Here is a 23,997-nt window from a genome sequence, read left to right as displayed (position 1 = left end):
GAGGAAAGAGGTTAAAAGATGAGCTTTTTTAAAAAATTAAAAGAGAAAATCACAAAACAGACAGATTCTGTATCTGAAAAGTTTAAGGATGGCCTTGAAAAAACAAGAAACTCCTTTCAAAACAAAGTGAATGATCTTGTATCCCGTTACCGTAAAGTGGATGAGGATTTCTTCGAAGAGCTTGAAGAGGTTCTCATCAGCGCGGATGTCGGTTTTACAACCGTTATGGAATTAATAGAAGAGCTGAAAAAAGAAGTCAAACGCCGGAATATTCAAGATCCGATGGAAGTTCAGTCTGTTATTTCTGAGAAGCTGGTCGAGATTTATAACAGCGGAAATGAGCAAATTTCTGAGTTGAACATCCAGGATGGCCGTTTAAATGTAATCCTTCTGGTGGGTGTAAACGGAGTCGGCAAAACGACAACGATCGGAAAGCTTGCCCATAAACTAAAGCAAGAAGGAAAATCTGTCGTACTTGCTGCCGGAGACACATTTAGAGCAGGTGCCATTGAACAGCTTGAAGTATGGGGAGAGCGTTCGGGAGTTCCTGTCATTAAGCAGACCGCCGGTAGCGACCCTGCGGCTGTCATCTACGATGCTGTCCATGCTGCCAAAGCAAGAAATGCCGATGTATTAATCTGTGATACGGCAGGGCGTCTCCAAAATAAAGTAAACTTAATGAAAGAGCTTGAAAAAGTGAAGCGCGTCATCGAAAGAGAAGTGCCTGAAGCGCCGCATGAAGTGCTGCTTGCCCTTGATGCCACAACCGGCCAAAACGCTATGGCACAGGCGAAAGAGTTCTCTAAAGCAACAAATGTTACCGGCATTGCTTTAACGAAGCTTGACGGTACGGCAAAAGGCGGTATCGTCCTTGCGATCCGCAACGAACTTCACATCCCGGTTAAATTAGTCGGGTTAGGTGAAAAAGTTGACGATCTCCAGGAATTTAACGCTGAATCGTATGTGTACGGTCTCTTTTCAGATCTAGTGGAAAAAGCCGACGATTAAGAAAAGGCCCTCACATTTGGGGGCCTTTTTCTTTTTTATCTTCTCACTTGATAGGCGAAATGATAAAGGCTGTTATCAGTGGATGCCAGTCTTGAATCTCCTGAATAAACTCTGAATGGGATGATGTCATAGTAATGAACGGAAACAGATGTGTAATACGTGTAGTACCCTGCAGCTGGCCCCAAATACATTGGAACCTCAAACGTTCCGTTTGCATCGGTTGTTCCTGAAGCTGTTTGTGTTGTATTTCCGACTTTCGTATCTGCTTCGAATCTTACTGGAGCGTTTGGCACCGGCTGTCCGTTTTGGTCGAGTAATTTGCCGCTTATCGTAATATTGTACTTGACTCGCCAAAATTGACCTTGGCCGTAATTGATTTTTCCGTAAACCCCTCCATCTGTGCTGATATTAGTGATTGAAGCCTTATAAGGCGCTTCAGCAGCGTCTGCTTGATGTGCAGGGAAAATGATTGTAAACACGGTTGCCAAGCACAGCATAAATAATAAACCGATTTTTTTCATAAAAAATCCTCCTTTAAAATAGGGTTCATATACAATATCGGAATTAATTGGATTTTATTTAGCGTATTTTGGAAATAGTAATCGTTGCTTTGACAAGATAAAAACTTGACAGTCTCAATGAAACCGTGTAAACTAAGTTATCGTAAAGGGATTTGACTTAACAAAGGGGAGAGCTCAAATGTCACTCGAAAAGACAACGAGAATGAACTATCTGTTTGATTTTTATCAGTCGTTGTTGACGTCAAAACAGAAGAGCTACATGTCGCTTTATTATTTGGACGATTTCTCCCTAGGCGAAATAGCCGAAGAATATGAGGTTTCAAGACAAGCTGTTTATGATAACATCAAACGAACAGAAGCGATGCTTGAACAATATGAAGAAAAGCTGCTCCTTTTGAAAAAGTTTCAGGAGCGTAAAGAGATGTTTAATAAGCTGAAGGAGCTTGCTTCCGGTTCAAAAGAAGAGGAAGAAATTACAGCTCTGATTGAAGCGCTTGAGAAATTAGATTAGGAGGCGGCAAACTATGGCATTTGAAGGATTAGCCGACCGACTGCAGCAGACGATTTCTAAAATCCGCGGAAAAGGGAAAGTCAGCGAACAAGATGTAAAAGATATGATGCGTGAGGTTCGTCTTGCGCTGCTTGAGGCTGACGTTAACTTTAAAGTAGTCAAGGATTTTGTCAAAAAAGTAAGTGAACGCGCTGTAGGCCAAGACGTCATGAAAAGTCTGACCCCCGGCCAGCAGGTCATTAAAGTTGTTAAAGAGGAACTGACTGAGCTGATGGGCGGCGAAGAGAGCAAAATCGCCGTTGCAAAAAGACCCCCGACTGTTATTATGATGGTCGGTCTCCAAGGTGCCGGTAAAACGACAACAAGCGGTAAGCTTGCGAATCTGCTGCGAAAAAAGCATAATCGCAAACCAATGCTGGTTGCTGCCGATATTTACCGCCCAGCCGCGATTAAGCAGCTGGAAACGCTCGGCAAACAGCTTGACATGCCTGTTTTCTCTCTTGGTGATCAGGTCAGTCCTGTAGAGATAGCTAAACAGGCTATTGAAAAAGCCAAGGAAGAACATTATGACTATGTCATTTTGGATACGGCAGGCCGCTTGCATATCGACCATGAACTGATGGATGAACTGACCAACGTGAAAGAAATCGCGAATCCGGAAGAAATCTTCCTGGTTGTCGATTCAATGACCGGTCAGGACGCTGTGAATGTTGCCAAAAGCTTTAATGAACAGCTCGGTTTAACCGGTGTTGTGTTAACTAAGCTTGATGGAGACACACGCGGCGGTGCTGCGCTTTCTATTCGCGCGGTCACAAACACGCCGATTAAGTTCGCTGGTTTAGGCGAAAAGCTTGATGCATTAGAAGCGTTCCATCCTGAACGCATGGCATCAAGGATTCTTGGCATGGGCGACGTGCTGACATTGATTGAAAAAGCACAGGCCAGCGTCGATGAAGATAAGGCCAAAGAGCTCGAACAAAAAATGAGGACGATGAGCTTCACATTGGACGATTTTCTGGAGCAGCTCGGGCAGGTCAGAAACATGGGGCCGCTTGATGAGCTTCTGCAAATGATGCCGGGTGCAGGCAAAATGAAAGGCCTGAAAAACATCCAAGTTGATGAAAAACAGCTGAATCATGTGGAAGCGATCATTAAATCCATGACTGTTCTTGAAAAAGAACAGCCGGATATCATCAATGCCAGCCGGCGGAAGCGGATTGCGAAAGGAAGCGGGACATCCGTGCAGGAAGTCAACCGTCTGCTTAAGCAGTTTGACGAAATGAAAAAAATGATGAAGCAGATGACAAACATGTCAAAAGGTAAGAAAAAAGGGTTTAAGCTACCTTTTATGTAATCGGTTATACATGATAAAACCGTTGTTAAGAAAAAACACTTTACAAACACTTTTATCATTGTTAATATACTATCTTGTTGAAATATTTTCGGAGGTGCTAGTAAAATGGCAGTAAAAATTCGTTTAAAACGTATGGGAGCAAAAAAATCTCCTTTCTATCGTATTGTTGTAGCAGATTCTCGTTCACCGCGTGACGGCCGTTTCATCGAAACAGTCGGAACTTACAACCCGGTTGCAAAACCAGCGGAAGTAAAAATCGACGAAGAGCTTGCTCTTAAATGGCTTCAAACTGGAGCGAAACCATCTGATACAGTTCGCAACTTGTTCTCTAGCCAAGGAATCATGGAAAAATTCCACAACGCTAAACAAGGCAAGTAATGACTGATCAACACTTGGAAGATTTGATTGTCAAAATTGTGACGCCGCTTGTTGATCATCCAGATGACATTCGCGTCATAAGAGAAGAAACCGATCAAAAGATTGCGCTGCGCTTATCTGTCCACAAGTCAGATACCGGTAAAGTTATCGGAAAGCAAGGCCGGACTGCAAAAGCGATTCGAACAGCTGTATTTGCAGCTGGCGCACAGTCTTCTAAGAAAGTTCAATTTGAGATATTTGACTAAAAGGGAGAGGGCCGGCACCTCCCCTTTTTTTACACGCAAAAAAAGGGTAAACTGATAGAAGCTTAGGCAAAATAGAAAAGCCTGAGCCAAAAAAAGTTTTAAAAGCGGGGAGCTTGGTGCGATGCAAATTATTCACCGTGTAGCCGTTATGCAAGTCTTAACCGAGCGCAGCAAAGAAAAGCTTTTAGCTTCTTTTGCCGAAAAGAAACAAATGCTTGAACGAGAATGCAGCCAGCTCTATTTTCAGCTTAGAAAACATGAGAAAGAACAGCAAAACCCAGATATGATTGAACAATTTAAAAAGGCAATAGAAAAGCGAAAAGATAACATAAAAATAATCGATTTTCAAATCGGTCAAGTACATACATTGCCGCTCGGCAGTGAGATGAAAGAAAAGGAAGTCGATGCGCTGCTGACAATTGAAGCCGGGGATGACTGGCAGGAGAAAACAGCAGCAAACACCATCGTCATAAAAGACGGAAAAGTAATTGAAATTCGCCAGAGGTGATCATATGACAACGCGATGGTTTAATGTAGGCAAAATCGTAAATACCCACGGAATCAAAGGCGAAGTTCGGGTGATTTCGAAAACAGATTTTGCCGAAGAACGGTACAAGCCGGGCAACACGCTGTATTTGTTTATGGACGGACGTAACGAACCCGTGGAAGTAACGGTAAACACGCACAGGCTGCATAAGCAATTTCATCTGCTGCAGTTTAAAGAAAGACAAAACCTGAATGAAGTAGAGGAACTGAAAAACGCAATCATTAAAGTTCCTGAAGAGGATTTAGGAGAGCTGAATGAGGGAGAATTTTATTTCCACGAAATTATTGGGTGCGAAGTATTTACAGAAGACGGCGAACTAATCGGAAAGATCAAAGAAATTTTGACGCCTGGAGCTAATGATGTATGGGTCGTCGCGCGAAAAGGGAAAAAAGACGCGCTGATTCCTTACATTGAATCAGTGGTCAAGCATATCGATGTCAGTGAAAAGAAAATTGAGATTGAACTCATGGAAGGGTTAATAGACGAATGAAAATCGACTTTTTGACGCTGTTTCCCGAAATGTTTGAAGGTGTGCTCGGTTCATCGATTCTTCAAAAAGCCCAGGAAAAAGATGCGGTGCAGTTTCAGGTTGTGAATTTCCGGGAGTATTCTGATAACAAGCACAATACTGTTGATGATTATCCTTATGGCGGCGGCGCAGGCATGGTTCTCAAGCCTCAGCCTGTTTTTGACGCGGTCGAGGATCTGACATCAAAGGCAGCCGCTGCTCCGCGTATCATCCTCGTATGCCCGCAAGGTGAGCGTTTTACCCAAAAAAAAGCTGAACAATTAGCAAAGGAAGAGCATTTGCTGTTCATTTGCGGCCATTATGAAGGATATGATGAACGCATTCGAGAGCATCTGGTGACGGATGAAATATCCATTGGCGATTTTGTTCTGACAGGCGGCGAGCTTCCTGCAATGATGATTGCAGACAGTGTCGTCAGACTGCTTCCGGGTGTGCTGGGCAAGGAAGCTTCCCATATTGAGGATTCATTCAGCACCGGCCTCTTAGAGCACCCGCATTATACAAGACCGGCAGATTATAAAGGTTTAAAAGTGCCTGAAACACTTCTATCAGGAAACCATGCAAAAATCAAAGAATGGCGGAATAAAGAATCAATCAGAAGGACCTATGTAAGACGTCCGGATCTTTTGAAAGACTATCCGCTTACAGAACAGCAAAGAAAATGGATTTCTGAATGGGAAAAAGAATAGATTTTATTGCATAGGCTATGAAATTGTGATAAGATACTACTTGTGGCTTAAGCGGGCTTATCCGCTATAAGCTTGAAAACGATGTTCCGCTGTGCCGGGTTTTGTGGCCAAGAGCATCTGTTGGAAGGAGTTGAAAACGATGCAAAAACTAATTGAAGATATCACAAAAGAACAGCTTCGTACTGATCTTCCTGCGTTCCGTCCTGGTGACACTTTACGTGTACACGTTAAAGTTGTTGAGGGTAACCGTGAGCGTATCCAGATCTTTGAAGGTGTTGTGATTAAGCGTCGTGGTGGTGGAATCAGCGAAACGTTCACAGTTCGTAAGATTTCTTACGGTGTTGGCGTTGAACGTACGTTCCCTGTACACACACCAAAAATCGCGAAAATCGAAGTTGTACGTTACGGTAAAGTACGCCGTGCTAAGCTTTACTACCTGCGTGAACTTCGCGGAAAAGCGGCTCGTATTAAAGAGATCAGACGATAATGATAACGAACGAAAAGAGCTTGTTACCTGTAACAAGCTCTTTTTTTATACAGAATTTGAAAATGCCGGACAGGCATCGTAAAATACATAAAGGACAACAAAGAATCTTACATACTGAAGAGATAAAGGCGGTGTTCGTGTCACATGACAATTCAATGGTTCCCGGGCCATATGGCAAAAGCAAGAAGGGAAGTAACCGAAAAACTAAAATTAATCGATATTGTATATGAATTGGTAGATGCCAGAATTCCAATGTCATCAAGAAATCCAATGATTGAAGACATTCTAAAAAATAAGCCGCGAATTATGCTGTTAAACAAGGCTGACAAAGCAGATGCGGCAGTTACACAGCAATGGAAAGAGCACTTTGAGAAAGAGGGTATCCGCTCTCTGTCCATTAACTCTGTGAACGGACAAGGTTTAAATCAAATTGTGCCGGCATCGAAAGAGATTCTCCAAGAAAAGTTTGACCGGATGAGGGCGAAAGGTGTGAAGCCGAGAGCAATTCGCGCTTTGATTATCGGCATTCCAAACGTTGGAAAATCAACGCTCATCAACCGGCTGGCAAAGAAAAACATAGCGAAAACGGGAGACAGACCTGGTATTACGACATCTCAGCAGTGGGTCAAAGTCGGAAAAGAATTAGAGCTCTTAGATACACCGGGGATTTTATGGCCTAAATTTGAGGACGAGCTTGTCGGCTTGAGACTCGCAGTCACCGGGGCTATTAAAGACTCGATTATCAACCTGCAGGATGTGGCTGTGTTTGGTCTTCGTTTTCTCGAAGAACACTATCCTGAACGGCTTAAAGAGCGTTACGGCCTTGATGAGATCCCGGAGGACATTGCGGAGCTGTTTGATGCAATTGGTGAAAAGCGCGGCTGTCTCATGAGCGGAGGGCTCATTAACTACGATAAAACGACTGAAGTCATCATTCGTGATATCCGCACTGAAAAGTTCGGCAGGCTGTCATTTGAACAGCCGACTATGTAAAGGCGCGCAGAAATGCGGGTCTTTATTTTTTCCTGACCGAACCGATACATACAGTAAGGGAGAAGAGAAAGTGAATACATTAACCGTAAAGGACATTAAAGACCGTTTGCAGCAAGTGAAGGATGAACAAGACCCATTTCTTGCTCAATGCGAAAACGACCCGAGAAAAAGCGTTCAAACGCTTGTAGAGCAATGGCTTAAAAAGCAGGCGAAAGAAAAAGCGCTGAAAGAACAATGGGTGAATATGACTTCCTATGAAAGGCTGGCAAGAAACAAAGGATTTCGCTTGATTGCAGGTGTTGACGAGGTCGGCCGGGGGCCATTGGCAGGACCTGTGATCGCCAGCGCAGTTATCCTTCCAGAGGAATGTGAAATGCTTGGGCTGACAGACTCCAAAAAGCTTTCAGAAAAAAAGCGTGAGGAATATTACGAGTTTATTATGAAAGAAGCATTGGCGGTCGGAATAGGGATTGTAGAAGCCTCTGTCATTGATGAAATCAATATATATGAAGCTTCAAAGATGGCAATGGTGAAAGCGATACACGATTTGTCAGATACACCTGATTATTTGCTTGTTGACGCAATGACGCTGCCGCTCGACATGGCTCAGTCGTCAATTATAAAAGGTGATGCCAAAAGTGTGTCTATTGCGGCAGGTGCGTGTATCGCGAAAGTCACAAGAGACCGGATGATGAGCGCCTATGCCGAAACATATCCCATGTACGGCTTTGAAAAAAATAAAGGCTATGGGACAAAAGAGCATCTTGAAGCTCTTGCCGCATACGGCCCAACTGAATTGCACCGCAAAACTTTCGCTCCTGTTCAATCTTTCAGATAAAACAATGGACAAGGAGGCACCTTTTTTAAATGAATATACGAAATGATGTGCAAAAGGCGCTGCAGCACCTTTTGGGAAATACAGCAGTCCCGCAGGAAACATCAAATGCCAGCGAAGCGCTAAACGGGGAGAAGCGCCTCCTTTTAGGAAAAGTGCTTCGTTTATTAGGAGACCAGCATGCACTGATCCAAGTAGGCAATCAAACTGTCCAGGGAAAACTTGAAACCCAGCTTCGTCCTCAGGCGTACTATTGGTTTTCCTACGAAAAAAAAACGACAGAACAGTCAGGCCGTCTTCAGGTCGTTCAAAGCTTTGACCAAAATCCAAAAACCATTCAGGATGCAGCTGGCAAGCTTTTAAATGCCATATCAGTGAAACCGTCAAACACTGCTCTCATGATGACAGGAGCAATGCTGAAGAGCAAAACACCTGTAACAGAAAATGATATCAAAACGGCTGTCCGCTGGATGGATACGTTGCCTGCGCAAGACACAAAAAAAGCGATTGAAACGGTTCTGTTCGCCTTAAAACGTGATCTTCCCATTCACCCCGAGGTGTTGAGTGGTGTTCATGCTATAAAATCACCTGTTCCGCTGCATCAGCACGTATCCCAGCTGCTTCAGGCAATCAGCCAAAGCCCTCAACAGAGCCAGATGATGACAAAACTGAAAGAAGCAGTTACGGCACTTTTTAATAGTGAAATCGAAATCCATGCAGAACGTCTGATCGAAAAGCTTATTTCTTTAACGGACAATACAAAAGCACCTTCTTCAGGCAATACAGCTGGAAACAGGGAGCTTAGCGCACCACCCGGCTCCCCCGTAAAGGCCAATTTGCCGCCTGTAAACCACACAGCGGAACAGAGAAGCATACAAGGAGAGCCTATCAAAAACGCAGCAGACATTCCAATCAAAGAAGCCCGCCAGCTAATGACAAAGCTGACGGAATCTGCTGAAAAAAACGGTCTTCAAATTGTGAAAGAAGCAGCAAATTGGATTAAAACGGCTGCTTTATCGGGTGATAGTAAGTCACCTGCAGCTTCAGCTGTTTTACAGGAGGCGCGAGTAACAGATCAGGAAGCCGAAGTTTTTTTAAAGGCTGCCCAGCAGACAGCACCTAGTTTGGCGGATAAGGCAGATGTCCTTTCTTTTTTATCCAAAGTGAAAATGGCAATCGGCGCAAGGGACGAGCTTGCATTTATTAAAGCATTTGAACAAGGAAGCTCAGTCACACCTGACGATATACAATCCATCAAGCTGGCTCTTCATGCCGCAAGAGCATCGCATGAGGTAGCCGAGCCTGTCAAACAGGAAGCTGATCAGCTTTTTCATAAATTAAACGGCCAGCTTTTCATGCAGCAGGATCACCCGTCATACAGCCAAATTGTGATGTCATTTCCGCTGTTTTCGAAGTCAGGGGCTCAGGACATGACTGTTTTGTTTAAAGGTAAGAAAGAAGCGGATGGAAAGCTTGATCCTTCCCATTGCCGCCTTTTGTTTTTGCTGCAGCTGGATACGTTAAAAGAAACCGTCGTGGACTGCTTGATACAGCAAAAAGTCATGACCATTACAATTGAGACTGATTTCGAGCTTCAGGCTGCGATCGATCCGATGGTGCCCGCGCTTAAACAGGGCCTCAAGGAAATGGGGTACAGCCTTTCAGGGGTAAACGCTAAAAAAAGGATTCATCCCGAAGAAAAGACTGCAATCGATCAATACATAACAAGCATCAGTGATCAGGAAGTGGATGTGAAAATATGAAAGAGCAGACGCCGATCAGAAAAGCTGTGGCTCTCCATTATGATGAACAAAAAGACAAGGCGCCAAAAGTGATTGCGACAGGTAAGGGCCATGTAGCTGACAACATTATCAAAGAAGCAAAAAAGGCAGGGGTCCCGATTCAAGAAGATTGGACCCTTGTCGAATTAATGCGCCATTTGACTGTAGATGATCAAATTCCGGAAGCTCTTTATGAAACGGTAGCTGAGATTTTTTCGTTCGTTTACCGATTGGACGAAAGCGTAAAAAACAAAAAATAGCTAAAATATTCCCCATCCTCTGTTTGAAATTTATGTTTTTAATAAAATAAAAGTTTGAATGTTTAGAAGGATTTTAAGATTTTGCATCGAACTCTAGACAATTCTTCCAGTATTATTATAGAATGAAAGCGCAGTCTATTTTAGTTTTGTTACATAAGTTAGGAGGATGGGAAATGAATATCCATGAGTACCAGGGAAAAGAAGTCCTCAGAAAATATGGGGTATCTGTTCCTGAAGGTAAAGTGGCTTTTACAGCAGAAGAAGCAGTTGAGAAAGCAAAGAACTTATCCAGCTCGGTTTATGTCGTAAAGGCTCAAATTCATGCTGGCGGTCGAGGCAAAGCTGGTGGGGTAAAAATAGCAAAATCATTAGACGAAGTGAAAGCGTATGCCGAAGAACTCTTAGGGAAGACCCTAGTTACACATCAGACGGGTCCGGATGGCCAAGTAATAAAACGCTTACTTATTGAAGAAGGCTGCGATATTAAAAAAGAATACTACGTGGGGCTCGTTCTTGACCGCGCTACTTCTAGAATCGTTCTGATGGCTTCTGAAGAAGGCGGAACGGAAATTGAAGAAGTTGCGGAGAAAACACCGGAAAAAATCAAAAAAGCTGTCATTGATCCGGCTGTCGGCCTTCAAGGCTATCAAGCTAGAGAAATCGCATTCGCTATTAATATTCCAAAGGAGCTCGTGGGAAAAGCTGCTAAGTTTATGCTTGGACTATATAAAGCGTTTGTTGAGAAAGACTGCTCAATCGCCGAAATCAATCCGCTCGTTGTAACCGGCGATGGAAATGTGATGGCGCTTGATGCGAAATTGAACTTCGACAGCAACGCGTTGTACAGACAAAAGGACATTATGGAGTACAGAGATTTGGATGAAGAAGATCCGAAAGAAATCGAAGCATCCAAATATGATTTAAGCTACATTTCCCTTGATGGAAATATCGGCTGTATGGTAAACGGCGCGGGACTTGCAATGTCCACAATGGATATTATCAAGCATTATGGAGGAGAACCGGCCAACTTCCTTGATGTGGGCGGCGGTGCAACCGCAGAAAAAGTCACGGAAGCATTTAAAATCATTCTTTCTGATCAAAACGTTAAAGGGATTTTTGTCAACATTTTCGGCGGCATTATGAAATGTGATGTCATCGCAGAAGGGGTTGTTGAAGCGACAAGACAAGTCGGTTTGACATTGCCGCTTGTCGTCCGTCTTGAAGGCACAAACGTGGATCTAGGGAAGAAAATCCTTAGTGAATCAGGATTAAATATTACATCTGCGGAATCAATGGCTGACGGCGCGCAGAAAATCGTATCCTTAGTTTAGGAAAGAATGAAAGGCAGGGGACCAGATAATGAGTGTTTTTATTAATAAAGATACAAGAGTTATTGTGCAAGGGATTACAGGTTCTACCGCTTTATTTCATACGAAGCAGATGCTCGAATACGGCACAAATATCGTAGGCGGTGTAACACCTGGAAAAGGCGGAACTGAAGCGGAAGGTGTTCCTGTATTTAATACAGTGGCTGAAGCCGTCCAAACGACCGGCGCTAACGCGTCTGTTATATATGTGCCGGCACCGTTTGCAGCAGATGCGATTATGGAAGCGGTAGATGCGGAGCTTGATCTCGTGATTTGCATCACTGAGCATATTCCGGTTTTGGATATGGTGAAGGTCAAACGCTTCATGGAAGGCAAGAAAACGAGACTGATAGGGCCGAACTGCCCTGGTGTCATTACGCCTGAAGAATGTAAAATCGGCATTATGCCTGGATATATCCATAAAAAGGGTCATGTAGGCGTTGTATCGCGTTCAGGAACTTTAACATACGAAGCGGTGCACCAGCTGTCAGAAGCGGGTGTAGGACAATCTACAGCTGTTGGAATCGGCGGCGACCCTGTAAATGGAACAAACTTTATTGACGTTTTAAAAGCGTTTAACGAAGATCCTGATACACACGCTGTCATCATGATTGGCGAAATCGGTGGTACTGCCGAAGAGGAAGCGGCAGAGTGGGTAAAAGCCAACATGACAAAACCGGTAGTCGGTTTTATCGGCGGTAAAACAGCACCTCCAGGGAAGCGCATGGGGCATGCCGGCGCCATTATTTCCGGCGGAAAAGGCACAGCTGATGAAAAAATCAAAACCCTTAATGCATGCGGAATCGAAGTTGCAGAGACACCTTCTGTAATGGGTGAAACCTTAATAAAGGTGCTGAAAGAGAAGAACTTGTTCGAAACTTGCAAAACGCATTAATAAAGAAGGGACAGCCGTCAAGGCTGTTCCTGCTTTTTCTGTCAAAAGGAGGTCAATATATTGGATCAGGCCGCTGCCTGTTTAATGATTTGCAGAATCAATCAATTATTATCCCCATCCCTTCTATTAAAATGGTGGAAAGCTGATCCGTCTATGTCGCTGACATCGCCCGTGTTCGAAACTGTTACTCGCGGTAAAGTAAAGGCAGCTGCATTAAAAAACAAAATAGAAGAATATTACCCAAAACTTCAGCGTGTACTTGCTACTTACCATGAGCAAGGCATTAACATCATCCCGATTTCTTCAAAGCAATATCCTTTCTGGCTGAAAACCATTTATGATCCCCCCGCTGTCCTGTTTGCAAAGGGTGATATGACCCTTCTTTCTAAAGGGAGGAAAATTGGAATTGTAGGTACAAGAAATCCAACAGCGTATGGTATACAAGTTGTCAATCATCTTACAAAAGAGCTTTGCCGTAAAGATTGGGTGATTGTCAGCGGACTGGCGTCTGGGATAGACGGAATGTCCCATGCTGCAAGTATTAAGGCGAAGGGACGGACAATAGGCGTCATTGCAGGCGGATTTCAGCACATTTATCCCCGGGAAAACCTTCAGTTAGCAGATCACATGGCTAAACACCATATCCTTCTGTCAGAGCATCCACCAGCAACCAAACCCCAAAAATGGCATTTCCCTATGAGAAACCGTATCATCAGCGGATTAAGTGAAGGCATTATTGTCGTGCAGGGCAAAGAAAAAAGCGGTTCGCTGATTACTGCAGATCAAGCAATGGAACAAGGGAGAGAAGTTTTTGCCGTACCCGGTTCATTATTTGATCCTTACGCCGGAGGTCCTATAAAACTAATCCAGCAGGGGGCTAAAGCCATATGGTCAGCAGAGGATATTTTCGAGGAGCTTCCTGAGAGAAACGTTCAATATACGGAACCCTTTTGAATTATCGTTTGACAAACGGCATTGTAATATTTAATAATAGTGAGGATTTAAAGTTGCATATTGTTTTCTATTTAAATAATGACGTTCATCATAAAGAATGAAATGTTGAAAGCCAAATAAAGACAGCTGCAAAAACAAAATTGAAATACTTGAAGAGAGAGAACACCTCTTGAGGGGGATGAAAATGTCTGATTATCTAGTCATCGTGGAATCGCCCGCTAAGGCGAAAACGATTGAACGTTACTTAGGTAAAAAATATAAAGTAAAAGCATCAATGGGACATGTCCGGGATCTTCCAAAAAGTCAAATGGGAGTTGACATAGAACAGAATTTTGAGCCGAAATACATTACCATTCGAGGTAAAGGGCCGGTATTAAAAGAGCTGAAAACGGCTGCAAAAAAAGCCAAAAAAGTGTATCTCGCAGCCGACCCCGACAGAGAAGGGGAAGCGATTGCATGGCACTTGGCACACAGCCTTGATTTAGATCTCAATTCAGACTGCCGTGTGGTGTTTAACGAAATTACAAAAGACGCCATTAAGGAATCGTTTAAGCATCCTCGCATGATCAATATGGATTTAGTGGATGCACAGCAGGCGAGACGTATTTTAGACAGGCTTGTCGGATATAAAATCAGTCCAATCCTATGGAAAAAAGTCAAAAAAGGCCTTAGCGCAGGCCGCGTACAATCCGTTGCCCTCCGCTTGATTATTGACCGTGAAAAAGAGATTAACGACTTTAAGCCAGAGGAATATTGGACAATTGACGGTACGTTCTTGAAAGGACAGGAAACGTTCGAAGCGAGCTTTTTCGGAAAAAACGGCAAAAAACTTCCTTTAAAAAGTGAAGCCGATGTAAAAGACATTCTTTCTCAGCTCAAAGGCAATAAATATACAGTTGAAAAAGTAACGAAAAAGGAACGCAAACGTAATCCGGCCTTGCCTTTTACAACTTCCACCCTGCAGCAGGAAGCTGCGCGTAAGCTCAATTTCAGAGCGAAGAAAACGATGATGATTGCACAGCAATTATATGAAGGAATCGATCTTGGAAGAGAAGGAACTGTCGGTCTGATCACGTATATGAGAACGGATTCAACCCGTATTTCAAATACGGCTGTTGATGAAGCAGCTGCATTTATTGATCAGGCATACGGCAAAGAGTTCTTAGGCGGCAAACGAAAGCCTGCGAAAAAGAATGAAAATGCTCAGGACGCTCACGAAGCAATCCGCCCGACATCAGTTCTCAGAAAACCAAGTGAATTAAAAGCAGTACTTGGCCGAGATCAAATGAGATTGTATAAATTAATTTGGGAGCGCTTTGTTGCCAGCCAAATGGCACCTGCTGTTCTCGATACAATGAGTGTTGACCTGACAAACAATGGTTTGACATTTCGTGCAAATGGAAGTAAAGTCAAGTTTTCCGGGTTTATGAAGGTGTATGTTGAAGGAAAAGACGACCAAATGGAAGAAAAAGACCGGATGCTGCCTGACTTACAAGAAGGCGACACGGTATTAAAAAAAGATATAGAACCAGAGCAGCATTTTACCCAGCCGCCTCCGCGCTATACTGAGGCACGACTCGTTAAAACCCTTGAAGAACTCGGTATCGGCCGTCCTTCCACATATGCTCCGACGCTTGATACCATTCAGCGGCGCGGCTACGTGGGTTTGGATAATAAACGCTTTGTTCCGACTGAACTGGGACAGATCGTCCTTGACTTGATTATGGAATTTTTCCCTGAAATTATTAACGTTGAGTTTACAGCGAAAATGGAAAAAGACCTTGATCATGTTGAAGAAGGCAATACCGAATGGGTTAAGATTATTGATAACTTCTATACCGATTTTGAAAAACGGGTTAAAAAAGCAGAAGCGGAAATGAAGGAAGTTGAAATCGAACCGGAATATGCAGGAGAAGATTGTGAATTGTGCAGTTCTCCAATGGTATATAAAATGGGTCGGTACGGTAAATTCTTAGCGTGCTCCAACTTCCCGGACTGCCGGAACACAAAACCGATTGTGAAACAAATCGGCGTAAAGTGCCCGAGCTGCGGTGAAGGAAATATTGTGGAGCGAAAATCGAAAAAGAAACGGGTTTTTTACGGCTGTGACCGTTATCCGGACTGTGAATTCGTTTCCTGGGACAAACCAATTGAACGGAAATGCCCGAAATGCGGAAAAATGCTTGTCGAGAAAAAACTCAAAAAAGGCATACAAGTCCAATGCGTGGAATGCGATTATAAGGAAGAACCACAGAAGTAGCGGTGAGCAGGGTCTTGCTCACCTTCTTTGTGTGTTAAAAGAAGGCCTTGAATAATAAACTAGGAGATGTGAAAGATGAACCAACAAACAGTGAATGTAATCGGAGCCGGACTCGCAGGAAGTGAAGCAGCATGGCAGCTTGCCAAACGGGGAATTCAAGTTAAATTATATGAAATGCGCCCTGTTAAACAAACGCCTGCGCACCATACAGATAAATTTGCCGAGCTTGTGTGCAGCAACTCTCTGCGCTCCAACACGCTTGCTAACGCTGTCGGTGTATTAAAGGAAGAAATGCGGGCGCTTGATTCAGCCATCATCGCGGCTGCTGACGAATGTTCGGTCCCTGCCGGGGGCGCTCTCGCAGTTGACCGTCATGAATTTGCCGAAAGTGTGACAAATCGGGTAAAAAATCATCCAAACGTAACTGTTATTAATGAAGAAGTGACAGAAATCCCCGAAGGCCCTACCATTATCGCAACGGGTCCGTTAACATCAGAATCGCTGTCTGCCCAGCTGAAGGAGCTGACTGGAGAGGACTATTTATATTTTTATGATGCAGCGGCGCCGATTGTAGAAAAAGACAGCCTTGATATGGATAAAGTATACCTGAAATCCCGTTATGATAAAGGTGAAGCGGCGTATTTGAACTGCCCGATGACAGAAGAAGAGTTTGACCGTTTTCATGAAGCATTAACATCAGCAGAAACAGTCCCGTTAAAAGAATTTGAAAAAGAGATTTTCTTTGAAGGCTGCATGCCGATTGAAGTCATGGCAAAACGGGGTAAGAAAACAATGCTTTTCGGCCCGATGAAACCGGTTGGTCTAGAGCATCCTGTTACAGGAAAACGCCCTTATGCTGTCGTTCAGCTCAGACAGGATGATGCAGCAGGAACACTCTACAATATTGTAGGATTCCAGACTCATTTAAAGTGGGGAGACCAAAAAGAAGTTCTTAAGTTGATTCCAGGGCTTGAAAATGTAGAAATCGTGAGATACGGCGTGATGCACAGAAATACATTCATCAACTCTCCAAGCCTGTTAAAGCCGACTTATCAATTTAAAAACCGCAATGACCTGTTCTTTGCAGGCCAAATGACGGGAGTAGAAGGATATGTGGAATCAGCTGCCTCAGGACTGGTAGCAGGCATTAATGCGGCTAAACTTGTTTTAGGAGAAGAGCTTGTCACTTTCCCTCAGGAAACAGCAATAGGCAGCATGGCTCACTATATTACAACAACAAATCAGAAGAACTTCCAGCCGATGAATGCAAACTTTGGGCTTTTAAAAGAATTGCCTGTTAAAATTAAAAATAAAAAAGAGCGGAACGAGCAATACGCGAACCGCGCGATTGAGACAATTCAAACAATTTCGAAAACAATATAGGTATTGATTGCAACTTGAACGCGATTTGTGATACCATTTAAAAGCCCTTTCTGGGGAGGTATTAGGCATGGAGAATGTTAAGAATTTCGTAAAGTTATTCGTTGAATATTTACAAATTGAAAAAAATTATTCACAATATACTATTGTGAATTATGTGGATTCAATTGAAGAATTCGAGACTTTCCTGCGCGTTCAAGGTATAAATGGATTTGAAAAAGCTGCATATCAAGATACTAGGATTTTTTTGACAGAAGCCTATGAAAAAGGTTTATCGAGACGAACAATAAGCAAAAAGATATCTGCATTGAGAAGCTTTTATAAGTTTCTGATGCGGGAAAAGCTTATTGAAGAAAATCCGTTTCAGCTTGTTCATCTGCCGAAACAAGAGAAACGGATACCGAAGTTTCTATATCAAAAAGAGCTTGAGGAGCTGTTTGAAGTTTCAGATATAAGCCAGCCGGCCGGAATGAGGGATCAAGCGCTGTTAGAGCTTCTCTATGCCACCGGAATGAGGGTCAGTGAATGTTGTTCCATAAATGTCAACGATATCGATTTATTTATGGACATTGTACTTGTTCATGGTAAAGGCAAGAAGCAGCGCTATATCCCCTTTGGTTCTTACGCCCGCGAAGCATTGAAGGTATATATGAATAGCGGAAGACAGTGCTTGCTGATGAAAGCAAAAGAACCTCATGATCTATTATTCGTGAATCAAAGAGGTGGACCGCTTACAGCCCGAGGCATCAGACATATTTTAAGCGGGCTTGTTCAAAAAGCGTCCGGCACTTTACATATCCATCCGCATATGCTTCGACATACGTTCGCCACTCATCTGTTAAACGAAGGAGCAGATTTGAGAAGCGTTCAAGAACTGCTCGGGCATTCCAATCTGTCTTCGACACAGATATACACGCACGTTTCGAAGGAAATGTTGAGAAACACATATATGTCTCACCATCCAAGAGCTTTTAAGAAAAATTAAAGGAGGCCCTTTATGTCATCTTTTCATGCGACCACAATATTTGCCGTCCAGCATAAGGGACGAAGCGCAATGTCCGGAGATGGCCAAGTGACATTTGGTCAGGCTGTTGTCATGAAACACACTGCGAGAAAAGTGAGAAAACTGTTTAACGGCAAGGTTCTTGCTGGGTTTGCGGGTTCTGTTGCAGACGCTTTCACTTTATTCGAAAAGTTTGAAGCTAAGCTTGAAGAGTATAACGGCAACTTAAAACGGGCAGCTGTTGAGCTTGCAAAGGAATGGCGCAGCGATAAAGTGCTTAGAAAGCTTGAAGCCATGCTGATTGTAATGAATCAGGATACTTTGCTTCTCGTATCGGGAACAGGCGAGGTGATCGAACCAGATGACGGCATTCTCGCGATTGGATCAGGAGGCAATTATGCTTTGGCAGCCGGAAGAGCTTTGAAAAAGCATGCCGGTGAAAGCATGTCTGCAAGTGAGATTGCTAGAGCCGCGTTAGAAACAGCAGGCGAAATTTGTGTTTACACGAACGATCAAATCATACTGGAAGAGCTTGAATAGAAAGGACTTGAGGCGCATGGAAAAAAAACCGTTAACACCTAGACAGATAGTAGATCGGTTAGACCAATATATTGTCGGTCAGCAAAACGCGAAAAAAGCTGTCGCCGTGGCATTAAGAAACCGCTATAGAAGAAGTCTTCTGGATGAAAAGCTGAAGGACGAGGTCGTTCCGAAAAACATTTTAATGATGGGGCCTACCGGCGTTGGAAAAACTGAAATTGCCAGACGTATCGCCAAGCTTTCAGGTGCGCCATTTATTAAAATTGAAGCAACAAAATTCACCGAAGTCGGTTATGTAGGCAGAGATGTTGAATCAATGGTCAGAGACCTTGTGGAAACTTCTGTTCGGCTTATAAAAGAAGAGAAAATGAATGAAGTAAAGGAGCAGGCAGAAGAAAATGCAAACAAACGCATTGTTCGTCTGTTAGTTCCTGGGAAGAAAAAACAATCAGGTGTGAAAAATCCGTTTGAAATGTTTTTTGGCGGCAGCCAGCCGAATGGCGAAGATGAGGCGGAGAGCCAGGAAGAAGCAAACATTGAAGAAAAAAGAAAACGCATGGCGCATCAGCTGGCTTTAGGAGAGCTCGAAGACTATTATGTAACAGTAGAAGTCGAAGAGCAGCAGCCTTCTATGTTTGACATGCTGCAAGGCTCGGGTATGGAGCAGATGGGCATGAATATGCAGGACGCGCTGAGCGGATTAATGCCAAAGAAAAAGAAACGGCGCAAAATGACAGTCAGAGAAGCCAGAAAAGTCCTGACAAATGAAGAAGCAAGCAAACTCATCGATATGGATGAAGTCAGCCAGGAAGCTGTTCAGAGAGCAGAAGAGAGCGGCATTATCTTTATCGACGAGATCGATAAAATTGCAAAAAACGGCGGCGCGTCATCATCTGCCGATGTATCAAGAGAAGGCGTTCAGCGGGATATCCTCCCAATCGTTGAGGGTTCTACCGTTGTTACTAAATATGGTTCGGTAAAAACAGACCATGTGTTATTTATTGCAGCAGGAGCGTTTCATATGGCCAAACCGTCTGATTTAATTCCTGAGCTGCAGGGACGTTTCCCGATTCGTGTAGAACTGAGCAAACTCACGGTAGACGACTTCGTGAGAATTTTGGTTGAGCCGGATAATGCGCTGCTGAAACAATATCAGGCTTTATTGCAGACAGAAGGTATATCTCTTGAATTTTCTGACGAAGCTATTCATAAGATTGCTGAAGTTGCTTATCATGTGAACCAGGACACAGATAATATCGGTGCGAGACGCCTTCATACAATACTTGAACGCCTATTAGAAGATCTGTCGTTTGAGGCTCCTGATGTAACAATGGAGAAAATAACGATTACACCACAGTATGTCGAAGAAAAGCTCGGAACGATAGCCAAAAATAAAGATTTAAGTCAATTTATATTGTGAAAAATTTAATAAGAGGAATGTTTAGGAGGATTATTTATCATGGCTTTATTACAAAAAACAAGAATTATTAACTCCATGCTGCAAGCTGCGGCAGGGAAACCGGTAAACTTCAAGGAAATGGCGGAGACGCTGCGGGATGTAATTGATTCCAATATTTTCGTTGTGAGCCGCAGAGGCAAACTCCTTGGATATTCTATTAACCAGCAAATTGAAAATGATCGTATGAAAAAAATGCTTGAGGATCGTCAATTCCCTGAAGAATATACGAAAAATCTGTTTAACGTCCCTGAAACATCTTCTAACTTGGACATTAATAGTGAATATACTGCTTTTCCTGTTGAGAATAGAGACCTGTTCCAAGCTGGTTTAACAACAATTGTACCGATCATCGGAGGCGGAGAAAGATTAGGAACCCTCATTCTTTCACGTTTACAGGATCAATTTCATGATGATGATTTAATTCTCGCTGAATACGGCGCTACAGTTGTCGGCATGGAAATTCTGAGAGAAAAAGCAGAAGAAATCGAAGAGGAAGCGAGAAGCAAAGCTGTCGTACAAATGGCTATCAGCTCTCTTTCTTACAGTGAGCTTGAAGCAATTGAGCACATTTTTGAAGAGCTTGACGGAAACGAAGGCCTTCTCGTTGCAAGTAAAATCGCAGACCGCGTCGGCATTACCCGCTCTGTGATTGTTAATGCACTCAGAAAGCTGGAAAGCGCCGGTGTCATCGAGTCAAGATCATTAGGAATGAAAGGTACTTATATCAAAGTCCTTAACAACAAATTCCTAATTGAATTAGAAAATCTAAAATCTCATTAATAAATGAAAGAACCCCTTAAAAAGGGGTTCTTTTTTATACTCAAATAAAGGAAATTGATAAGCTTTATTTCCTGGGTTGAAAGTCTTTCGTTGTAATAATTTTAATAAAATTTACATTTTTCTTCAAATGGACATAAAAATGACGAAAATAATGAAGAAAAAACAGAAATTCTGCTATTTTCAGGCTTATATCAAAGTGAAAACATAGTTCAAATAATCTAGGACTATGTGCCTAGTTGTAAAATAGATAATTGTGAGGACATTTTTTTACACGAACTTCATAGACTTTATGCCTGTTATTTCTTACAATAAGCATATAGTTTTACAATTCTCGACAAGGATATTGAGGGTGAAAAAAACTGAAATGGAGGTAAGTGGATTTGAGCTTATTTTCTGGAACGATACAAAATCTTGAAAATGCCTTGAGCAGAGCGGATATTAAGCAAAAAGTCATAACTAATAATATCGCCAATATAGATACACCGAACTATAAGGCAAAAAAAGTCTCTTTCCAAAATTTATTAGATCAAGAATCCTCGCGTCTTGATGCGACAAAAACAGACTATCGTCATGTTGATTTTTCTGATACTGATTCGAATTATTCAATTGTAACAAGCGGGAATACATCGTATCAGCAAAATGGAAACAATGTTGATGTTGACAAAGAGATGACGGAATTAGCACAAAACCAAATCAACTATCAAGCTTTAGTTGAAAGAATGAACGGTAAATTTAATTCGCTGAAGACCGTATTAACAGGAGGAAAATGATGACAGCTTTTCATAGCTTAAATGTTTCAGCATCAGCTTTAACAGCTCAGCGTGTCAGAATGGATGTTGTATCGTCTAACTTGGCTAATATGGATACGACAAGAGCTAAGCAAGTGGATGGAGAGTGGGTGCCTTACAGAAGAAAAATGGTTTCCCTTCAGTCAAAAGGTGAATCGTTCTCTTCCATTCTCAATTCACAAATGAGCGGAAGCGGCAATGCAGGAAACGGTGTAAAGGTTTCAAAAATCACGGAAGATGATTCGGATTTTAATCTTGTCTATGATCCGACAAACCCTGATGCAAACGCTGAAGGATATGTACAAAAGCCTAATGTTGATCCATTGAAAGAAATGGTTGACCTTGTCAGCAGCACAAGATCATATGAGGCGAATGTGACAGCGATGAATGCCACAAAGGGAATGCTGATGAAGGCGTTAGAAATCGGAAAGTAAGGTGAATGAATGTGATTAATGCAATTTCTCCTTTTCAGGTTCAAAATACTCAAAACACTCAAAATGCAACAAATCAAGTAAACAATAGCCAAAAAACAGATTCTTCAAATCAAACAAGCTTTTCGGAGCTTTTAAAAAACTCTATTAGTTCGTTAAATGAGTCCCAAGTAGCTTCTGACAACATGACTAATGCCTTGGCAGCAGGAAAAGATGTAAATCTTGATGAGGTCATGATCGCCGCTCAAAAAGCAAGCATCTCTCTAACTGCTGCAACAGAGTTCCGCAATAAAGCTGTGGAAGCCTATCAGGAGATTATGAGAATGCAAATGTAGGGGGTCTGACGATTAAGAGAAAGAGTGGAATGACCGGGGGTTAACATGAATCGTACTCTAATGCAAATGAAAAACAAAACGAGTGAGTTTTGGAAAAATAGATCTAAGTTACAAAAGATTTTAATGATTAGTGCTTTAGCGGCAATTATTATTATTGGAATTATTATTAGTGTTTTTGCTTCCAGCACAAAAATGGCGCCGCTGTACAAAGATTTGTCTGCCGAAGAAGCAGGACAAATCAAAGAAGAACTCGATGCAAAAAAAGTGCCAAACGAGCTTTCAAACGGCGGTACAGTGATTAGCGTTCCGGAGGATCAGGTTGATTCATTGAAAGTGCAAATGGCTGCAGAAGGACTTCCTAAAACCGGATCAATTGATTATTCGTTTTTTGGGCAGAATGCCGGCTTTGGTTTGACAGACAATGAGTTTGATATGGTCAAAGTGAAAGCAACACAGACAGAACTATCAAATTTGATCAATGAAATGGACGGTATCAAAAATTCAAAAGTAATGATTAACCTCCCGAAAGACGCTGTGTTTGTCGGTGAGGAGCAATCTGTAGCATCTGCGTCAATCGTTCTGCAGATTCAACCGGGCTATACACTTGATCAAGGCCAGATCAACGGATTGTATCATCTGGTATCGAAAAGCGTGCCGAACTTAAAAGAAGATAACATCGTCATCATGGACCAAAATTCTACATACTACGACAAGTCAGACAGCGATGCAGGGTCCTACGCGGATAGTTATTCTTCTCAGCAAGGAATTAAGTCCCAAGTTGAAAAAGATATTCAAAAACATGTTCAGTCATTGCTTGGAACGATGATGGGACAAGATAAAGTCGTTGTCTCCGTGACAGCTGACATTGATTTCACAAAAGAAAATCGCACAGAAGACATTGTTGAACCTGTTGATAAAGAAAACATGGAAGGTATTGCAGTCAGCGCGGAAAAGGTTTCTGAAACATACCAGGGTGATGGTGCAGCCAATGGCGGAACTGCCGGAACTGGCGACGAAGATGTAACAAACTATAAAGCTGACGGCGAAAATACCGAAAGCGGGAACTACGAAAAGAGCAGTAATAAAATCAATTACGAAGTTAACCGCATCCATAAAGAAATCGCTGAAAGCCCTTATAAGGTCAGAGATTTAGGGATTCAAGTCATGGTAGAGCCGCCTGATGCCAAAAACACAGCGTCGCTATCAACTGAAAGACAGGATGATATACAAAAAATCCTTTCAACTGTTGTCAGAACATCACTGGATAAGGATGCAACACAAAATCAGAACCTTTCTGATGAAGATATCAATAATAAAATTGTGGTCTCCGTTCAGCCATTTGACGGAAAAGTCAACTTGGATACAAATACGGAAAAATCCTCAGGTATCCCGCTGTGGGCATATATCGTAGGCGGTGTTTTAATCGCAGCAATCATTGTTCTCATCATTATGCTAGTGAGAAAGAAACGGGCGCAAGAGGATGAATATGAGGAATATGAATATGAGGTTCCTCAAGAACCGATCAATCTGCCTGATATCAACGAAGAGGAAAATGAAACAGCGGAAACAGTCAGACGAAAACAGCTTGAAAAGATGGCGAAAGACAAGCCAGAAGATTTTGCAAAATTGCTGAGAAGCTGGCTGGCCGAGGATTAGGAGGAATTAGA

At 42.6% G+C, this 23,997-nt stretch carries 27 protein-coding genes; 26 read left to right on the top strand and 1 reads right to left on the bottom strand.

Going from position 1 to position 23,997, the window contains the following annotated elements; all coding sequences use genetic code 11:
• Positions 1 to 18 precede the first annotated feature (18 nt).
• Positions 19 to 1,008: a signal recognition particle-docking protein FtsY gene (ftsY, locus tag CVV77_RS04330; RefSeq protein ID WP_100274714.1), complete on the top strand. Its 990-nt coding sequence runs from the start codon at positions 19 to 21 to the stop codon at positions 1,006 to 1,008.
• Positions 1,009 to 1,043: 35 nt separating this feature from the next.
• Here the strand turns inward: ftsY and CVV77_RS04325 are convergent, their stop codons facing one another.
• Positions 1,044 to 1,529: an Ig-like domain-containing protein gene (locus CVV77_RS04325; RefSeq protein ID WP_088110940.1), complete on the bottom strand. Its 486-nt coding sequence runs from the start codon at positions 1,527 to 1,529 to the stop codon at positions 1,044 to 1,046.
• Positions 1,530 to 1,707: 178 nt separating this feature from the next.
• Between CVV77_RS04325 and CVV77_RS04320 the strand changes: the two genes are divergently transcribed.
• The 25 genes from CVV77_RS04320 (at position 1,708) to fliF (ending at position 23,986) form a co-directional block, all read left to right on the top strand.
• Positions 1,708 to 2,040, top strand: a complete 333-nt coding sequence (locus tag CVV77_RS04320; RefSeq protein WP_003238590.1) for a putative DNA-binding protein — start codon at positions 1,708 to 1,710, stop codon at positions 2,038 to 2,040.
• Between the two features lie 13 nt (positions 2,041 to 2,053).
• Positions 2,054 to 3,394: a signal recognition particle protein gene (ffh, locus tag CVV77_RS04315; protein ID WP_019258383.1), complete on the top strand. Its 1,341-nt coding sequence runs from the start codon at positions 2,054 to 2,056 to the stop codon at positions 3,392 to 3,394.
• Between the two features lie 105 nt (positions 3,395 to 3,499).
• Positions 3,500 to 3,772 (top strand): 30S ribosomal protein S16, encoded by a 273-nt coding sequence (gene rpsP, locus CVV77_RS04310; protein ID WP_003220815.1) that lies wholly within the window; start codon positions 3,500 to 3,502, stop codon positions 3,770 to 3,772.
• Positions 3,772 to 4,017 carry a KH domain-containing protein gene (locus tag CVV77_RS04305; protein ID WP_003238584.1) on the top strand — a complete coding sequence of 82 codons (246 nt, stop codon included), beginning with the start codon at positions 3,772 to 3,774 and terminating at the stop codon, positions 4,015 to 4,017. The genes rpsP and CVV77_RS04305 overlap by 1 nt, the downstream gene beginning before the upstream one ends.
• Before the next feature lie 121 nt (positions 4,018 to 4,138).
• Entirely contained in the window at positions 4,139 to 4,525 is a 387-nt protein-coding gene (locus tag CVV77_RS04300) for a YlqD family protein (RefSeq protein WP_003238581.1), read from the top strand.
• A gap of 4 nt (positions 4,526 to 4,529) precedes the next feature.
• Complete coding sequence (gene rimM, locus CVV77_RS04295) at positions 4,530 to 5,054, top strand: ribosome maturation factor RimM (RefSeq protein WP_019258384.1); 525 nt, start codon at positions 4,530 to 4,532, stop codon at positions 5,052 to 5,054.
• Positions 5,051 to 5,782, top strand: coding sequence for a tRNA (guanosine(37)-N1)-methyltransferase TrmD (gene trmD / locus CVV77_RS04290; RefSeq protein WP_003238578.1), 732 nt, complete (start codon positions 5,051 to 5,053; stop codon positions 5,780 to 5,782). Before rimM ends, trmD begins: the two co-directional genes overlap by 4 nt.
• Positions 5,783 to 5,921: 139 nt before the next feature.
• The gene (rplS, locus tag CVV77_RS04285; protein ID WP_003220825.1) at positions 5,922 to 6,269 is read left to right on the top strand and encodes a 50S ribosomal protein L19; all 348 of its coding nucleotides are present in this window, start codon (positions 5,922 to 5,924) and stop codon (positions 6,267 to 6,269) included.
• A 144-nt stretch (positions 6,270 to 6,413) separates the two neighbouring features.
• Positions 6,414 to 7,262: a ribosome biogenesis GTPase YlqF gene (gene ylqF, locus CVV77_RS04280; RefSeq protein WP_019258385.1), complete on the top strand. Its 849-nt coding sequence runs from the start codon at positions 6,414 to 6,416 to the stop codon at positions 7,260 to 7,262.
• Positions 7,263 to 7,332: 70 nt separating this feature from the next.
• Positions 7,333 to 8,100 carry a ribonuclease HII gene (rnhB, locus tag CVV77_RS04275; RefSeq protein WP_100274713.1) on the top strand — a complete coding sequence of 256 codons (768 nt, stop codon included), beginning with the start codon at positions 7,333 to 7,335 and terminating at the stop codon, positions 8,098 to 8,100.
• Between the two features lie 29 nt (positions 8,101 to 8,129).
• The gene (locus CVV77_RS04270; RefSeq protein WP_100274712.1) at positions 8,130 to 9,860 is read left to right on the top strand and encodes a hypothetical protein; all 1,731 of its coding nucleotides are present in this window, start codon (positions 8,130 to 8,132) and stop codon (positions 9,858 to 9,860) included.
• On the top strand, positions 9,857 to 10,138 hold the full coding sequence (locus tag CVV77_RS04265) for a FlhB-like flagellar biosynthesis protein (protein ID WP_100274711.1): 282 nt from the start codon (positions 9,857 to 9,859) through the stop codon (positions 10,136 to 10,138). Before CVV77_RS04270 ends, CVV77_RS04265 begins: the two co-directional genes overlap by 4 nt.
• 173 nt (positions 10,139 to 10,311) lie before the next feature.
• Positions 10,312 to 11,469, top strand: a complete 1,158-nt coding sequence (sucC, locus tag CVV77_RS04260; RefSeq protein ID WP_019714397.1) for an ADP-forming succinate--CoA ligase subunit beta — start codon at positions 10,312 to 10,314, stop codon at positions 11,467 to 11,469.
• 28 nt (positions 11,470 to 11,497) lie between these two features.
• On the top strand, positions 11,498 to 12,400 hold the full coding sequence (sucD, locus tag CVV77_RS04255) for a succinate--CoA ligase subunit alpha (protein WP_003238566.1): 903 nt from the start codon (positions 11,498 to 11,500) through the stop codon (positions 12,398 to 12,400).
• A 60-nt stretch (positions 12,401 to 12,460) separates the two neighbouring features.
• Positions 12,461 to 13,354 carry a DNA-processing protein DprA gene (dprA, locus tag CVV77_RS04250; RefSeq protein ID WP_084992481.1) on the top strand — a complete coding sequence of 298 codons (894 nt, stop codon included), beginning with the start codon at positions 12,461 to 12,463 and terminating at the stop codon, positions 13,352 to 13,354.
• Positions 13,355 to 13,538: 184 nt separating this feature from the next.
• On the top strand, positions 13,539 to 15,614 hold the full coding sequence (topA, locus tag CVV77_RS04245; RefSeq protein ID WP_003238559.1) for a type I DNA topoisomerase: 2,076 nt from the start codon (positions 13,539 to 13,541) through the stop codon (positions 15,612 to 15,614).
• Between the two features lie 75 nt (positions 15,615 to 15,689).
• Positions 15,690 to 16,997, top strand: coding sequence for an FADH(2)-oxidizing methylenetetrahydrofolate--tRNA-(uracil(54)-C(5))-methyltransferase TrmFO (gene trmFO, locus CVV77_RS04240; RefSeq protein ID WP_084992477.1), 1,308 nt, complete (start codon positions 15,690 to 15,692; stop codon positions 16,995 to 16,997).
• A 67-nt stretch (positions 16,998 to 17,064) separates the two neighbouring features.
• On the top strand, positions 17,065 to 17,979 hold the full coding sequence (gene xerC, locus CVV77_RS04235) for a tyrosine recombinase XerC (RefSeq protein WP_100274710.1): 915 nt from the start codon (positions 17,065 to 17,067) through the stop codon (positions 17,977 to 17,979).
• 12 nt (positions 17,980 to 17,991) lie between these two features.
• Positions 17,992 to 18,537: an ATP-dependent protease subunit ClpQ gene (gene clpQ, locus CVV77_RS04230; protein ID WP_003238555.1), complete on the top strand. Its 546-nt coding sequence runs from the start codon at positions 17,992 to 17,994 to the stop codon at positions 18,535 to 18,537.
• Positions 18,538 to 18,553: 16 nt separating this feature from the next.
• On the top strand, positions 18,554 to 19,957 hold the full coding sequence (gene hslU / locus CVV77_RS04225) for an ATP-dependent protease ATPase subunit HslU (RefSeq protein WP_019258392.1): 1,404 nt from the start codon (positions 18,554 to 18,556) through the stop codon (positions 19,955 to 19,957).
• Between the two features lie 39 nt (positions 19,958 to 19,996).
• Positions 19,997 to 20,776 (top strand): GTP-sensing pleiotropic transcriptional regulator CodY, encoded by a 780-nt coding sequence (codY, locus tag CVV77_RS04220; protein WP_003238551.1) that lies wholly within the window; start codon positions 19,997 to 19,999, stop codon positions 20,774 to 20,776.
• 380 nt (positions 20,777 to 21,156) lie between these two features.
• On the top strand, positions 21,157 to 21,546 hold the full coding sequence (gene flgB / locus CVV77_RS04215; protein ID WP_019258393.1) for a flagellar basal body rod protein FlgB: 390 nt from the start codon (positions 21,157 to 21,159) through the stop codon (positions 21,544 to 21,546).
• Positions 21,546 to 21,998 (top strand): flagellar basal body rod protein FlgC, encoded by a 453-nt coding sequence (gene flgC, locus CVV77_RS04210; protein ID WP_019258394.1) that lies wholly within the window; start codon positions 21,546 to 21,548, stop codon positions 21,996 to 21,998. The genes flgB and flgC overlap by 1 nt, the downstream gene beginning before the upstream one ends.
• A gap of 11 nt (positions 21,999 to 22,009) precedes the next feature.
• Positions 22,010 to 22,330, top strand: coding sequence for a flagellar hook-basal body complex protein FliE (gene fliE, locus CVV77_RS04205; RefSeq protein WP_003238544.1), 321 nt, complete (start codon positions 22,010 to 22,012; stop codon positions 22,328 to 22,330).
• Between the two features lie 45 nt (positions 22,331 to 22,375).
• Positions 22,376 to 23,986, top strand: coding sequence for a flagellar basal-body MS-ring/collar protein FliF (fliF, locus tag CVV77_RS04200; RefSeq protein WP_080010794.1), 1,611 nt, complete (start codon positions 22,376 to 22,378; stop codon positions 23,984 to 23,986).
• Positions 23,987 to 23,997: the final 11 nt, after the last annotated feature.

Origin of the sequence: Bacillus sp. SN1 (assembly GCF_002796895.1) — a bacterium.
Classification (GTDB): Bacteria; Bacillota; Bacilli; order Bacillales; family Bacillaceae; genus Bacillus; species Bacillus inaquosorum.
This window is presented reverse-complemented; position numbering and strand designations above follow the sequence as displayed.

Bases quoted from the DNA above. Each gene is read 5' to 3' on its own strand.
- ftsY (WP_100274714.1), top strand. From the start codon at position 19: ATGAGCTTTTTTAAAAAATTAAAAGAGAAAATCACAAAACAGACAGAT.
- CVV77_RS04325 (WP_088110940.1), bottom strand. From the start codon at position 1,529: ATGAAAAAAATCGGTTTATTATTTATGCTGTGCTTGGCAACCGTGTTT.
- CVV77_RS04320 (WP_003238590.1), top strand. From the start codon at position 1,708: ATGTCACTCGAAAAGACAACGAGAATGAACTATCTGTTTGATTTTTAT.
- ffh (WP_019258383.1), top strand. From the start codon at position 2,054: ATGGCATTTGAAGGATTAGCCGACCGACTGCAGCAGACGATTTCTAAA.
- rpsP (WP_003220815.1), top strand. From the start codon at position 3,500: ATGGCAGTAAAAATTCGTTTAAAACGTATGGGAGCAAAAAAATCTCCT.
- CVV77_RS04305 (WP_003238584.1), top strand. From the start codon at position 3,772: ATGACTGATCAACACTTGGAAGATTTGATTGTCAAAATTGTGACGCCG.
- CVV77_RS04300 (WP_003238581.1), top strand. From the start codon at position 4,139: ATGCAAATTATTCACCGTGTAGCCGTTATGCAAGTCTTAACCGAGCGC.
- rimM (WP_019258384.1), top strand. From the start codon at position 4,530: ATGACAACGCGATGGTTTAATGTAGGCAAAATCGTAAATACCCACGGA.
- trmD (WP_003238578.1), top strand. From the start codon at position 5,051: ATGAAAATCGACTTTTTGACGCTGTTTCCCGAAATGTTTGAAGGTGTG.
- rplS (WP_003220825.1), top strand. From the start codon at position 5,922: ATGCAAAAACTAATTGAAGATATCACAAAAGAACAGCTTCGTACTGAT.
- ylqF (WP_019258385.1), top strand. From the start codon at position 6,414: ATGACAATTCAATGGTTCCCGGGCCATATGGCAAAAGCAAGAAGGGAA.
- CVV77_RS04270 (WP_100274712.1), top strand. From the start codon at position 8,130: ATGAATATACGAAATGATGTGCAAAAGGCGCTGCAGCACCTTTTGGGA.
- CVV77_RS04265 (WP_100274711.1), top strand. From the start codon at position 9,857: ATGAAAGAGCAGACGCCGATCAGAAAAGCTGTGGCTCTCCATTATGAT.
- sucC (WP_019714397.1), top strand. From the start codon at position 10,312: ATGAATATCCATGAGTACCAGGGAAAAGAAGTCCTCAGAAAATATGGG.
- sucD (WP_003238566.1), top strand. From the start codon at position 11,498: ATGAGTGTTTTTATTAATAAAGATACAAGAGTTATTGTGCAAGGGATT.
- topA (WP_003238559.1), top strand. From the start codon at position 13,539: ATGTCTGATTATCTAGTCATCGTGGAATCGCCCGCTAAGGCGAAAACG.
- trmFO (WP_084992477.1), top strand. From the start codon at position 15,690: ATGAACCAACAAACAGTGAATGTAATCGGAGCCGGACTCGCAGGAAGT.
- xerC (WP_100274710.1), top strand. From the start codon at position 17,065: ATGGAGAATGTTAAGAATTTCGTAAAGTTATTCGTTGAATATTTACAA.
- clpQ (WP_003238555.1), top strand. From the start codon at position 17,992: ATGTCATCTTTTCATGCGACCACAATATTTGCCGTCCAGCATAAGGGA.
- hslU (WP_019258392.1), top strand. From the start codon at position 18,554: ATGGAAAAAAAACCGTTAACACCTAGACAGATAGTAGATCGGTTAGAC.
- codY (WP_003238551.1), top strand. From the start codon at position 19,997: ATGGCTTTATTACAAAAAACAAGAATTATTAACTCCATGCTGCAAGCT.
- flgC (WP_019258394.1), top strand. From the start codon at position 21,546: ATGACAGCTTTTCATAGCTTAAATGTTTCAGCATCAGCTTTAACAGCT.
- fliF (WP_080010794.1), top strand. From the start codon at position 22,376: ATGAATCGTACTCTAATGCAAATGAAAAACAAAACGAGTGAGTTTTGG.